12 protein-coding genes are annotated in these 12,757 nt (G+C 72.9%); 7 read left to right on the top strand and 5 right to left on the bottom strand.

Annotated features, from left to right (window positions below):
- Window positions 1-368 (top strand): SDR family NAD(P)-dependent oxidoreductase (locus I4I78_RS21955; protein WP_218613349.1); only part of this gene is annotated, 368 nt, incomplete at its 5' end.
- Window positions 369-451: 83 nt separating this feature from the next.
- Here I4I78_RS21955 and I4I78_RS21950 read toward each other — a convergent pair.
- The gene (locus I4I78_RS21950; protein ID WP_218613348.1) at window positions 452-1,801 is read right to left on the bottom strand and encodes an acyl-CoA dehydrogenase family protein; all 1,350 of its coding nucleotides are present in this window, start codon (window positions 1,799-1,801) and stop codon (window positions 452-454) included.
- Between I4I78_RS21950 and I4I78_RS21945 the strand changes: the two genes are divergently transcribed.
- From I4I78_RS21945 to I4I78_RS21930, 4 genes are all read left to right on the top strand, one after another.
- Window positions 1,800-3,212 (top strand): phosphotransferase family protein, encoded by a 1,413-nt coding sequence (locus tag I4I78_RS21945; RefSeq protein ID WP_218613347.1) that lies wholly within the window; start codon window positions 1,800-1,802, stop codon window positions 3,210-3,212. The two genes, I4I78_RS21950 and I4I78_RS21945, sit on opposite strands and share 2 nt — an antisense overlap.
- Window positions 3,213-3,323: 111 nt before the next feature.
- Window positions 3,324-4,442, top strand: coding sequence for an NDMA-dependent alcohol dehydrogenase (locus tag I4I78_RS21940; protein ID WP_218613346.1), 1,119 nt, complete (start codon window positions 3,324-3,326; stop codon window positions 4,440-4,442).
- Between the two features lie 169 nt (window positions 4,443-4,611).
- Window positions 4,612-5,736 carry an NDMA-dependent alcohol dehydrogenase gene (locus I4I78_RS21935; RefSeq protein ID WP_218613345.1) on the top strand — a complete coding sequence of 375 codons (1,125 nt, stop codon included), beginning with the start codon at window positions 4,612-4,614 and terminating at the stop codon, window positions 5,734-5,736.
- A gap of 94 nt (window positions 5,737-5,830) precedes the next feature.
- Window positions 5,831-6,946 (top strand): dipeptidase, encoded by a 1,116-nt coding sequence (locus tag I4I78_RS21930; protein WP_218613344.1) that lies wholly within the window; start codon window positions 5,831-5,833, stop codon window positions 6,944-6,946.
- 24 nt (window positions 6,947-6,970) lie between these two features.
- Here the strand turns inward: I4I78_RS21930 and I4I78_RS21925 are convergent, their stop codons facing one another.
- Both I4I78_RS21925 and I4I78_RS21920 read right to left on the bottom strand, forming a co-directional pair.
- Complete coding sequence (locus I4I78_RS21925; RefSeq protein ID WP_218613343.1) at window positions 6,971-7,597, bottom strand: maleylpyruvate isomerase family mycothiol-dependent enzyme; 627 nt, start codon at window positions 7,595-7,597, stop codon at window positions 6,971-6,973.
- A gap of 167 nt (window positions 7,598-7,764) precedes the next feature.
- Window positions 7,765-8,289: a DUF309 domain-containing protein gene (locus I4I78_RS21920; RefSeq protein ID WP_218613342.1), complete on the bottom strand. Its 525-nt coding sequence runs from the start codon at window positions 8,287-8,289 to the stop codon at window positions 7,765-7,767.
- A 140-nt stretch (window positions 8,290-8,429) separates the two neighbouring features.
- Here I4I78_RS21920 and I4I78_RS21915 point away from each other — a divergent pair, with 140 nt between their 5' ends.
- On the top strand, window positions 8,430-9,188 hold the full coding sequence (locus tag I4I78_RS21915; protein ID WP_218613341.1) for an SDR family oxidoreductase: 759 nt from the start codon (window positions 8,430-8,432) through the stop codon (window positions 9,186-9,188).
- 152 nt (window positions 9,189-9,340) lie between these two features.
- Here I4I78_RS21915 and I4I78_RS21910 read toward each other — a convergent pair whose 3' ends face one another.
- Window positions 9,341-10,264 (bottom strand): TIGR03854 family LLM class F420-dependent oxidoreductase, encoded by a 924-nt coding sequence (locus I4I78_RS21910; RefSeq protein ID WP_308252285.1) that lies wholly within the window; start codon window positions 10,262-10,264, stop codon window positions 9,341-9,343.
- A 117-nt stretch (window positions 10,265-10,381) separates the two neighbouring features.
- On the bottom strand, window positions 10,382-10,594 hold the full coding sequence (gene tatA, locus I4I78_RS21905; protein ID WP_226380200.1) for a Sec-independent protein translocase subunit TatA: 213 nt from the start codon (window positions 10,592-10,594) through the stop codon (window positions 10,382-10,384).
- 392 nt (window positions 10,595-10,986) lie between these two features.
- Between tatA and I4I78_RS21900 the strand changes: the two genes are divergently transcribed.
- On the top strand, window positions 10,987-12,757 hold a 1,771-nt coding region (locus I4I78_RS21900), incomplete at its 3' end, for a transglycosylase domain-containing protein (protein WP_226380199.1).

Here is a 12,757-nt window from a genome sequence, read left to right as displayed (position 1 = left end):
TGCGCGCCCAGGGGGAGGGGACGCTCGTCGTCTACTCGTCGGTGGCCGGGGTCCGGGTGCGGCGCGCCAACTACGTCTACGGTTCGGCGAAGGCCGGGCTCGACGGGTTCGCCTCCGGCCTGGCCGACGCCCTGCACGGGACGGGGGTGCGGTTGCTGCTGGTCCGGCCCGGTTTCGTGATCGGGCGGATGACCGAGGGGATGAGCCCGGCCCCGCTGTCGTCCACCCCGGAGCAGGTCGCCGATGCCACCGTCGCCGCACTGCGCAGGGGTCGCGGCGGCGACGTCTGGGTCCCCGGCACGCTGCGCGCCCTGTTCGCCGTCCTGCGCCTGCTGCCCCGCCCGGTCTGGCGTCGCATGCCCCGCTGACCCGCGGCACTCCTGAACCACGACGAGCGCGCCACGCACGTCATGGTTCACGAGTGCGCGCAGGGCCGGCCGGTGGTGCGCGGCTACCTGTGGAAGCCGAACAGGACCCCGGCGACCTTGCGCATCTGGATCTCCTCGGAGCCCTCGGTGATCCGGTAGCGGCGGTGGTGGCGGTAGATGTGCTCGAACGGCCGGTGCCGGCTGTAGCCGAGCCCGCCGTGCACCTGCATGGCCCGGTCGGCGGCCTCGCAGACCAGGCGGTTCGCGCGGTAGTTGCACATCGAGACCCGGTCGCTGACCTCCATGTGCGGACGCGTGTCGAGCTCGTGCGCGGTCGCGCGGACCAGCACCCGGCACATCTCGGCCTCGGTGTGCAGCTCCACCAGCGGGAACTGGATCGCCTGCCGGTTCGACAGCGGCTCGCCGAACGTGACCCGTTCCTTCGCGTACGCCACCGAGGCGTCGATGCAGAACTGCGCCGCACCCACCCCGGACGCGGCCTGGCGGATCCGGTTCTCGTGCACGAACGTCTGCGCGACCGCCAGCGCCCGCCCCTCCTGCCCGAGCATCGACGACGCCGGGACCCGCACGTCGCGCAGCTCGACCTCGCCGTGGTCGGTGGGCATGTTGAACGTCCACCAGTAGAACGGGACCGAGAAGCCGGGGGAGTCGGTCGGGACCAGGAACGCGCTGATCGCGGCCGCCTTGCCGCCGCGTGACGTCTCGGACTCCGAGGTCCGGGCGAACACGAGGTCGTGGGTGGCGGTGTGCACGCCGGTGTTCCAGCGCTTGCGGCCGTTGATGACCCAGTCGTCGCCGTCGCGGACGGCGGTGGTCTCCAGCCACGTCGCGTCGCTGCCGTGGTCGGGTTCGGTCAGCCCGAAGCCCACCCGGCGCTCGCCGGTGACGATCCGCTCGCAGAACTCCTCGCGCTGCTCCGGCGTGCCGAAGCGCCACAGCAGCAGCAGCGCCGGGAAGTTGCCGATGACCGACGACTCGTCCTGCAGGTCGTTGTGCAGCCCCAGGCCCTTGTGCGCCAGGTGCTCGCGGGCCACCGCCATCGCCAGGTTCGACCCGGCGCGCCCGCCGAGCTCGGTCGGGAGCCCGTAGCGCAGGAACCCGGCGGCGTCGGCGCGGCGGCGCATCTCGCCGAGCAGCGCCTCCCACTCGGGCCGCGGGGTGCCGTCGGCCTCGAAGTCGGTGCGGGCCCACTCGCGGCGGTGGTCGAAGAACCGTTCGTTGTCGTCGGCGGCCTGCAGCGGCGCGATCTCGTCGGCGATGAACGCGTCGAGGTCGGCGAGCAGGGCGGTGATCTCGGTGGGCAGCGTGCGGTCCACGTCGGCTCCCTCGTCGTTGCGGGAGATCGGTCCGATGATCGACGCTACACCGCGGGCGCGGCGGCGACGGTCGGGCGCCACCGGGGAGGTCGGCATGGACGAGGCGGGTCCGAGCGAGGCGTTGGGTATCGTGCTGGGCCGGGCGTGGGGAACGTCGGTGCAGGTCACGGGCCTGCGTCGGTTGGCCGGTGGGGCGAGTCGCGAGACGTGGGCGTTCGACGCCGTCCCCGAAGGCGGGAGCGCACCGGTCCCGCTGGTGCTGCGCCGCGACCGCCCGGACGACCCGGACGCGGCCGGGATGGCGCGTGAGGCCGCCGCGTTCACCGCCGCCGCGGCAGCCGGGGTGCCGGTGCCCCGGCTGCACGCCCACGGCGACGGTGCGGCCTCGCACCCACCCGAGGTGGGAACCCCGTTCCTGGTCGTCGACCGGCTCGAGGGCGAGACGATCCCGCGGCGCCTGCTGCGCGACGGGCGTTGGGCCGCCGTCCGGCCGCGGCTGGCCCGGGAGCTGGGCGCGGTGCTGGCCCGGATCCACACGATCCCGCCGGGCGAGGTGCTCGCCCCCGGCGCCGGGGACCACCTCGGCGCCGGTGACCGGCTCGACGCCCTGCGCGCGCGCCACGACGACTTCGGCGAGCCGAACCCGGCGCTGGAGCTGGCGTTCCGGTGGCTCGAACGGCACCGGCCACCGGCCGTCGCGCCACGCCTGGTGCACGGCGACTTCCGCACCGGCAACCTGCTCGTCGGCGCCCGGCCGGACGGCGCCGACGGGGTGCTCGGCGTCCTGGACTGGGAGCTGGTGCATGCCGGGGACCCGATGGAGGACCTCGGCTGGCTCTGCGCCAGGGCGTGGCGGTTCGGCTCGCCGGAGCCGGTCGGCGGGTTCGGCCCGTACTCCGACCTGTTCGACGGCTACGCCGAGGTCGCCGGCACGCGCCCGGATCCGGACGTGGTGGCGTGGTGGGAGGTGTTCGCCGCCGTGCACTGGGCGGTGATCTGCCGGATGCAGGCCGAGAGGCACCTCTCCGGTGCCGAGGCGACGGTGGAGATGGCCGTGCTCGGGCGCCGGGCCGCCGAGTCCGAGTACGACGCGCTGCGGGCGCTCGCTCCGGCCGCGCCGGTCGCCGTCCCCGACCTCCTCGACTCCCCGGCACCCGCCGCGGGACTGCACGGGCGTCCCACCGTCGACGAGCTGCTCGATGCGGTCTCCGGGTTCCTCACCGACGAGCTCCCCGGCGCCCTGGACGACGCGCGGCTGCGGTTCGGCGCCCGGGTGGCGGCGAACGCGGTCGCGATCGCGCGCCGCGAGCTGCGGGCCGGCCCGGAGCAGCAGGCCGCGCACGCCGGGCGCCTGGCCGGGCTCGGCGTCACCGGCGACGCGGACCTCGCCGCGGCGATCCGGGCCGGCGCGATGGACGGCCGCTCCGACGTCGTCGAGTCCGTCCGCGCTGACGTCGCGGCCCGGCTGCGGGTCGCGAACCCGCGCCACGCGGGCCGTCCGGACTAGGGGTTCGGCCGTCGGGGTCGAATGCGCGACGGACACTTCCGCGCCGCGTGACGTCGGTCATATCGTCGGCCGGGCATCCGAGCGAGACAACGACGTCGAAGGAGGCCCGCGATGCGGACCCGTGGAGCAGTCGTCCGGCAGGCGCCGGGGAAGTACGAGGTCATCGACCTCGAGGTGGAGGACCCGCGCCCGGACGAGCTGCAGGTCAAGCTCGTGGCATCGGGGATGTGCCACTCCGACGACCACTTCGCCACCGGCGACATCATGGTCGGCACCTATCCGATGGCCGGCGGGCACGAGGGCGCCGGGATCGTCACCAAGGTCGGCCCGAACTCGAAGGGGATCGAAGAGGGCGACCACGTCATCTTCTCGTTCATCCCGTCCTGCGGGCACTGTCGCTGGTGCGCGAGCGGACAGCAGAACCTGTGCGACCACGGCGCATCGATCCTGCAGGGCCCGCGCTGGACCGACGGCTCCTACCGGATGCACACCACCGATGGCGCGCCGGTCGGGCAGGCCTGCGGGATCTCCACGTTCGTCGAGCACACGACGGCGTCGCTGGAGTCCGCCGTCAAGATCGACAAGGATATCCCGCTGAACGTCGCGTGCCTGGTCGGCTGCGGCGTCGGCACCGGATGGGGGTCGGCGGTCAACGCGGCGGAGGTCCAGCCCGGTCACACGGTGATCGTGATGGGCATCGGCGGCATCGGCATCAACGCCGTGCAGGGCGCCAAGCACGCCGGCGCGTCGAACATCATCGCCTGCGACCCGGTCGCGTTCAAGCGCGAGAAGGCCCAGGAGATGGGAGCGACGCACGCCGCGTCGAGCATGGAGGAGGCCACCGAGCTGGCCAAGCAGTTCACCAACGGCCAGGGCGCGGACTCCGCGATCGTCACCGTCGGCGTCACCACCGGTGAGCACGTCGCGCAGGCGTTCGCCTCGATCCGCAAGGCCGGCACCACCGTCGTCACCGGGATCGGGAACATGGAGGAGGTCGGCGTCCCGATCGCGATCTCCGAGCTGACCCTGTTCCAGAAGCGGCTGCAGGGCGCGCTGTTCGGCGGGTCCAACCCGAACTGGGACATCAAGCGCCAGCTCGAGCTCTACCGCACCGGTGCGCTCAAGCTCGACGAGCTGATCACCAAGACCTACACCCTCGACGACATCAACCAGGGCTATCAGGACATGCGCGACGGCAAGAACATCCGCGGGGTGATCGAGTACACCTGAGTCGACCGGGGTGCGGCCGGGACGCCGTGAACGGTGTCCCGGCCACCTCCGACAGACGACAGTCGACTGATCGGCGTCGATCCGCGTGTGGCACTTCCGGACTGGTGTCCGACGTCATATCGTCGCGTGCGCATCCCCGCAGACGAAGACGTCGAAGGAGAACACGACAGTGGCTCAGACCCGCGGAGCAATCGTCCGGCAGGCGCCGGGCAAGTACGAGGTCGTCGACCTCGAGGTGGACGACCCTCGCGACGGAGAGGTGCAGGTCAAGCTCGTCGCCTCGGGGCTCTGCCACTCCGACGACCACATCGCCACCGGTGACATCCCGGTCGGCATCTACCCGTTCGCCGGTGGCCACGAGGGCGCCGGCATCGTGACCAAGGCCGGCCGCAACAACAAGGGGCTCAAGGAGGGCGACCACGTCGTCTTCTCCTTCCTGCCCTCCTGCGGGCACTGCCGCTGGTGCGCCTCGGGCATGCAGAACCTCTGCGACCTCGGTGCGGGCCTGCTCGCCGGCACCCGCTGGGGTGAGGACTCCACCCGCCTGAAGCTGGCCGACGGCACGCCGGTCGGGCAGATGTGCGGCATCTCGACGTTCGTCGAGACCACCACGGTGTCCGAGGACTCCTGCGTCAAGGTCCCCGACGACATCCCGCTCGAGGTGGCCTGCCTCGTCGGCTGTGGTGTCGGCACCGGCTGGGGCTCCGCGGTCAACGCGGGCGAGGTCCAGCCCGGCCACACCACGATCGTCATGGGCATCGGCGGCATCGGCATCAACGCGGTGCAGGGCGCCAAGCACGCCGGCGCGTCGAACATCATCGCGGTGGACCCGGTCGCGCTCAAGCGCGAGAAGGCCCAGGAGCTGGGTGCCACGCACGCCGTCGACTCCATGGAGGAGGCGACCGAGCTGGCCAAGCAGTTCACCAACGGCCAGGGCGCCGACCAGACGATCATCACGGTCGGCGTCATCAAGCCGGAGTACGTCGGTCAGGCCATGGCCTCGATCCGCAAGGCGGGCACGGTCGTCGTGACGGCGCTGGGCAACATCGCCGACACCACCCCGCTGCCGGTCTCGCTGGCCGACGTCACCCTGTTCCAGAAGCGGATCCAGGGCGCGATGTTCGGCGAGTCGAACCCCAACTGGGACATCCTGCGCCAGCTCGACCTGTACCGGTCGGGCGTGCTGAAGCTCGACGAGCTCGTCACCAAGCACTACACCCTCGACGAGGTCGCCCAGGGCTACCAGGACATGCACGACGGCAAGATCGTCCGCGGCGTCATCAAGTACAGCTGACCCTCGCGCACGACCCGGGGCCCGGTCCGCACCGTCGCGGGCCGGGCCCCGGGTCGTTCCGGCGCCGGGGCCGGGGATCGCATACTGGGCGGTGATGTCTGCTCCCGCGAACGCCACCGACCTGCTCGCCCGCACCCCGCTCGTCGACGGGCACAACGACCTGCCCTGGGCGCTGCGGCAGCTCGACGGCCCGGAGCCCGACCTGGCCGCCGGGGAGCCCCGGCTGCACACCGACCTGCCCCGGCTGCGCGCCGGAGCGGTCGGGGCGCAGTTCTGGTCGGTCTACGTGCCCGGGTCGTTCACCGGCGACAGCGCCGTGACCGCGGTGTTCGAGCAGATCGACCGGGTGCACCGCCTCGCCGCCCGCTACCCGGGCGACCTGGCCCTGGCCGGGACCGCCGACGAGGCCGAGGCGGCGTTCGCCGGCGGGCGGGTCGCGTCGCTGATGGGGGCCGAGGGCGGGCACGCGATCGCCGGTTCGCTGGGCGTGCTGCGCTCCCTGCGGCGGGCCGGGGTCCGGTACCTGACCCTGACCCACAACCTGAACAACACCTGGGCCGACTCGGCCACCGACGAGCCCGAGCACGGCGGGCTGGCCCCGTTCGGGCGCGAGGTGGTGGCCGAGATGAACCGGATCGGCATGATCGTGGACCTCTCGCACGTGGCCGCGACGACGATGCGCGACGCCCTCGACGTCACCTCCGCCCCGGTGCTGTTCACCCACTCCGGCGCCCGCGCGGTCACCGACGTGCCGCGCAACGTGCCCGCCGAGGTGCTCTCCGCCCTGCCCGGCAACGGCGGCGTGTGCATGGTGACGTTCGTGCCCAGGTTCGTCTCGACCGTCGTCGCCGACTGGGACACCCGGCTGGCCGACGCGATGACCGCCGAGGGACTCGACCACCGGGACCTCCACGCCCGCAACGCGTTCGCGCGGCGCTGGGACGGCCCGGCGGCCCCGTCGGCGACGATGGACGACGTCGTCGCGCACCTCGACCACGTCCGGGAGGCGGCCGGGATCGACCACATCGGCATCGGTGGCGACTACGACGGCGTCGCCGACCTGCCGGTCGGGCTGGAGGACGTCTCCGGCTACCCGCGCCTGTTCGACGCCCTGCTCGCCGGGGGCTGGAGCACCGACGACTGCACGAAGCTGGCCGGGCGCAACGCGCTACGGGTGCTGCGCGCCGCCGACGAGGTCGCGTCCGGGTGAGCCACGCCCCCGGCGCGACCGCGGTCAGGACGCGGTCAGCCTCGCGGTGACCTCGGCCAGCGCCGGGCCGTGCACCGCGGCGAGGCCCGCCGGGCGACCGGTCGAGACCAGCAGCAGCTCCCCGGCGGGTCCGCGCAGCTCGTGGGTGCCCTCGCCGCGCGACCAGCCGGCGTCGGTGGCCACGAACCGGATCCCGGCGAAACGCTTCGACAGCCCGAGGAACGGGCTCCTCCACACCTGCTCGAGCGCGGGCACCACCCGTTCGACCGGCATCGCCCGCGACCGCCCGAGCGGGCGGACGATGTCCTGGCCGTGCACCAGGATGTCGACCAGCGGGTCGAGCCGTCCGGCCAGCGGGAACCTGCGGTCCAGGCCCGCGGTCTCGCGCAGCTGCGCGACCAGCTCGGCGGGGCCGTGACGGCGTGCCCGTTGGCGGGCCGCGTCCGCCTCCACCCGGTCGAAGTCACCGCGCGCCCGGAGGATCGCCAGCATGGTCGCGGCGAACGGCGTCCGGTTGGACAGCGTGAGGTGGGCGACGAGCTCGTGCACCGTCCACGCCGCGCACAGCGAGGGGGTGGCCCACTCGCCCTCGTCGAGCGTGTCGAGCACGTCGGCGAGGCCGAGCCGCTCCGCCTCGACGTGGGCGAGCATGCCGACCCGGGTCCGTCGGGTCGTCGCTGATCTTCCCGCTCCGGTCATGCCGGTACCGACCGGACGGGTGGCACCGACTCATCGGTCGCCCGCCACATCCGGCGATGACGGTCAACGGGGCCTGAGGGCTGTTCGATCACGCCGGGTCAACCCGCATGCCCCGTTGATCACGGGTGATGCGGGCGCTCGGGGTGGCCGCGCAGCGTCGGGGCGAGGTCGGCGGGGGAGACGGCGGTGACGCTGTCGCGCTCCACCTGGTCTGCCACCGCGACGGCGTGCCGGCGCAGCCCCGCCAGGTCCAGCCCGGCCGGGACCGGGGCCGCCGCCGTTGTCTGCCACTCCTCGATGCCCTCGGCACCGCGGCGCAGCAGCGAGACCGCGCCGCGGGCGTTGGAGCGCTGGGCGTGGGTGAGCCCGACGGCGAGCTGGGCCATCGCGCGCCACAGCTCACGGGTCGGCGCCTCGGAGGCCTTCCAGGCGCCCTCGAGTACCTCGTGCGCCTGGAACGGCAGGCCACCGTCGAGCAGGCGCTGGGCCTCGGTGACGGTCTCCTCCGGGGTCAGCACCAGGTCCTCCGGCACCCGCTCGACACCGTCGGCGTCGTGCGGGAGCGGGCGTCCGGCGGCGTCGCGGGGGCGGGAGTTGCGGGCGCGACCCTGCTCGTCGCGGTCCCGGCGTGGTGCGGAGGACATCGGCTCCGAGCCTGCCACGTGTCGCGGCCGCGGTCATCCCGGGCACACTCCGCCTGCGTGCGGCGTGCCCCGTCCCGTCGCCGGTGATCGGCGCCGCCGGGTTAGGTTGCGGTCCGCCGACGATGCACGAGGAGGAACACGTGAGCGGACTGTTCGACGTGACGGGCAAGGTCGCCCTGGTCACGGGCGGCACCAGCGGGATCGGCTTCATGATCGCCCAGGGGCTGAAGGAGGCAGGCGCGACGGTCTACGTGTCCAGCCGCAAGGCGGAGGCCTGCGCGGCCGCGGAGGCCGAGATCGGCGTCGTCGGGATCCCGGCGGACCTCTCGACCGAGGACGAGTGCGTGCGCCTGGCGGGTGAGATCGCCTCCCGTGAGCAGCGCCTGGACGTCCTGGTCAACAACGCCGGCGCCACCTGGGGCGCACCGCTGGAGGAGTTCCCGGCCGCGGCCTGGGACAAGGTGCTCGACCTCAACGTCAAGTCGCCGTTCTTCCTGACCCGGGCGTTCCTGCCGCTGCTCGAGGCAGGCGCGACCGACGACGACCCGTCCCGCGTGATCAACCTCGGGAGTATCGACGGCATCCGGGTGCCGGAGCTGCCGAACTACTCCTACTCGGCGAGCAAGGCCGCGGTGCACCACCTCACCCACGTGCTCGCCCGCGACCTGGGCCCGCGCAAGATCACGGTGAACGCGGTGGCGCCCGGGCCGTTCCCCTCGAAGATGATGAGGGCGACGCTGGAGGCCTCGGGCGACGAGATCGCCGCGAGCTCGCCGCTGGGCCGGATCGGGCGCCCGTCGGACATGGCGGGCGTGGCGCTGTTCCTGGCGAGCCGGGCCGGCTCCTACGTCACCGGCGCGATCATCCCGGTCGACGGCGGCATCTCCACCACCGCCTGACCCTCCACTCCACCAGCCGAGATCGCGTCGTGGAGCCATGTCGCGATCCCGAGGCGGCCGAAATCGCGTTGTGGAGCCATGACGCGATCTCTGGGCGGCCGGGAGCGCGTCGTGGAGCCATGACGCGATCCCGAGCGGGGCAGGTCGGGGAGTCAGGTCTCCAGCGGGCCCAACTCCGTGCGGAACTGGTCCAGGAACGCCGGCCAGTCGGCGACCGGGCCGGCCGGGCGGACCACGAACTTCGTCAGGCCGCCCTCGACGAACTGCCGGATACGGGTCCGGGCGCCGTCCCAGCCGCGGGCCAGAAGCTGTTCCGGGTCGACGTCGGGGCGCTGCTCGGCCGAGCGCCGCAGCATCGCGGTCACCCGGTCCTCGCTCGTGCCGGGCAGGACGAGGGTGACGTTCGTGCCGTAGTGGTCCTCCTCGATCTCCCGTCCGGCCTCGCGTGCGGCGTCGGAGATCGTGACCCGGGCGCGGGCGGCCTCGTCCGGGGTGAGGAAGCTGCCCAGCCAGCCGTCGGCGAGACGCCCGACGCGGCGCAGCCCCACCTCGGCGCGCCCACCCAGCCACAGGTCCAGCGGGCGGGCCGGGCGCGGGTTCACGCTCGCGCCGTCGAGGGTGAAGTGGGTGCCGTGGTGGGTGACCTCGGGCTCGCAGAGCAGGCGCCGCAGCACCACGAGCGCCTCCTCGAACACCTCCGCGCGCACGCCGTCGACGGGGTAGAGCTGCCGCTCGGCGGGGGTGGCCGCGCGGACGCCGAACGCGGGCAGGATCCGCTTCGGGGCCAGCACGGCCAGCGTCGCGAGCTGCGACGCCAGCACCGCGGGGTTGCGGCCGGGCAGGACGATCACTCCGGTGCCGACCTTCAGCGAGCGGGTACGGGCGGCTGCCCAGGCCATGCCGGTGACCGCGTCGACCCCGCCGGCGGAGACCAGGTCGGGCAGCCAGAGCGAGTCGATCCCGCGGGACTCCAGGGCGTCGACGAACTCGTCGAACTCGGCGCCGGGGTCCTCGGGGCGCAGGCCCACCGAGCCGATCCCGATACGGACCTTCATCTGGGTCGTGGAGGCGGTCACCGACTCGACGCTAACCGCGGGTGTTCACCCCGGGCAACGCGCCCCCGAATCCTTCGATGATCCCCGTCCGGGGAGTGGGAGCGACCCGACAGGTCGGCCGCGCTCCCGTCGGGGGGATCATGAACCGTGCGGGCGGGCCGGCGGGTCGGTGGGAGGCGCCCCCGCACCGTCGGTCGTCGACGTCGTGGGGGCCGGCTCGTGGGTCCCGCCCAGCTCGGCCTTCAGGATCCGCGCCGAGCGGCCGAGGCTGCGGGCGGCCTCCGGCAGCCGTTTCGCGCCGAACAGCAGGATTCCCACGGCGATCACCAGCGCCCAGTGCCACGGACTCATCTCGCCCACTCCGGCGCCCCTTTCCTCGATTCGCCAGTGTGCGCCACGCCGACACCGGGCCGTTGACTGGTGGCACATTTCACAGGATCGGCAGAAAACTGTCCGAATAGTCGTTCCCGTCGTGTTGTTCCGGGCCGTCACCCTCACCGGGCGTACCCGCGACGCGCCGTGCGCCGTCGTGCGCGCCCGCGGTCCCTGCTGGTAGACCTGGTGATGTGCGCAGTGAGCGGGGACGGCAGCTGGCCGCGTTGGTCGTGGTCGGTGGAGTGCTGCTGGCCGGGATCCTCTTCCCGGTCGTGGGTGGCGGTGGAATTCTCGCGAAACAGGTCGCGGAATCGGCGACGGAGACGTCCGGTTCCATTCGGAGTGGGGTACTGCCGTCGGCGACGGTGATGACCGATTCGTCCGGAGCGCCCGTCGCCTACTTCTACGACCAGTACCGGCAGTCCGTTCCGAGCGAGAAGATCTCGGTCGCGATGAAGGCCGCGATCGTCGGGATCGAGGACCGCCGGTTCTTCTCCCACGGCGGGGTGGACCCGGTCGGCGTCGCGCGCGCTCTGGTGAACAACTCCGAGGGCGCGTCGCAGCAGGGTGGCTCGACGCTGACCGAGCAGTACGTCAAGAACTACGACCTCTACGTCGCCGCCCGCACCGACGCCGAGAAGCAGGCGGCCGTCGCGCCGAACTACGCCCGCAAGATCAAGGAGGCGGAGCTCGCGGTCAGCCTGGACCACCAGCTGTCCAAGGACCAGATCCTCACCGGCTACCTGAACCTCGTGTACTTCGGGCACGGCGCCTACGGCGTGCAGGCCGCCGCGCAGGCCTACTTCGGGGTCGACGCGAGCGCGCTCACCGTCGCGCAGTCCGCGATGCTGGCCGGGATGGTGCAGAGCCCCGGCCCCTACGACCCGGTGCGGCACCCGCAGGCGTCGAAGGACCGCCGCGACGTCGTGATCGAGCAGATGCGCCAGGCCGGGTCGATCGACCCGGCCCAGGCCGCGCGGTCGGCGGCGGCGCCGCTGGGTGTGAAGCCGGACCCGGCGGTGCCCGGCGAGGGCTGCACCGGTGCCGGGGACGCCGGCTACTTCTGCGACTACGTCGTGCACTACCTCACCGAGGCCGGGATGAGCCAGCAGCAGCTGATCGACGGCGGTTACACGATCAGGACCACGCTCGACCGCGGACAGCTCGGCTCGCTCAAGGCCGCGATCGACGGGCAGGTCCCGGCCGATCAGCCGCACGTCGCCGACGTCATGTCGATCGTGGCGCCCGGCCCGACGTCGCACCCGGTCACCGCGATGGCGGCGAACCGCACGTTCGGCAACGCCGAGGGCCAGTCCGCCTACGGACTGCCCTATGAGCCGGAGAACCTCGGCGCCGGCTCGGTCTACAAGATCTTCACCGCGGCGACGGCGCTGGAGCAGCACGACATCGGCATCGACTCGGTCATCCCGGTCCCGCCCGACGGCTACGCCTCACCGATCTACCGCAACGGCGACGGGTCCTCGGTCCCGGTCGGCAACGCCGGGAAGTACCCGCCGCAGCTGTCGCTGACCGACGCGCTGGCGGAGTCGCCGAACACGGCGTTCGTGAAGCTGGAGGAGACGACCGGGATCCCGCCGGTGGTCGACATGGCCGTCCGGCTGGGCCTGACCTCGCTGGCCGAGTCCCCGTCCGGCGGGGACGACTCTTCGATCGCGACCACGACGAAGAACCAGCGCCTGGGCTCGTTCACCCTCGGCGTCACCCCGACCAGCGCGCTGGAGCTGGCGAACGTCGACGCCACCCTGGCCTCGCACGGGACCTGGTGTCCGCCGACGCCGCTGCAGTCGGTCACCGGCCAGGACGGCCGGCCGGTGCCGATCACGCAGGCCGCCTGCACGCAGGCGGTCGCACCGGGAATCGCCGACTCCCTGCTCACCGGGATGAGCAAGGACGACCAGGCCGGTGGCACCTCGGCCGCGGCCGCGAAGACCATGAACTGGACCCGCCCCGTCGCGGCCAAGACCGGCACCACGCAGGAGTACAAGTCGGCGACGTTCGTCGGGACCACACCGACCCTGTCCGGCGCGGCGATCGTGTTCGACGACTCGAACTCGCCCCGCCCGATCTGCGAGGGCAGCCCGCCGCACACCTGCGGCGAGGGCAACATCTACGGCGGCA

This window comes from Pseudonocardia sp. KRD291 (assembly GCF_019263595.1).
Lineage (GTDB): Bacteria > Actinomycetota > Actinomycetes > Mycobacteriales > Pseudonocardiaceae > Pseudonocardia.
Note: the sequence above shows the minus strand (reverse complement) of the source record. Positions and strands in the feature narration are given on the sequence as shown.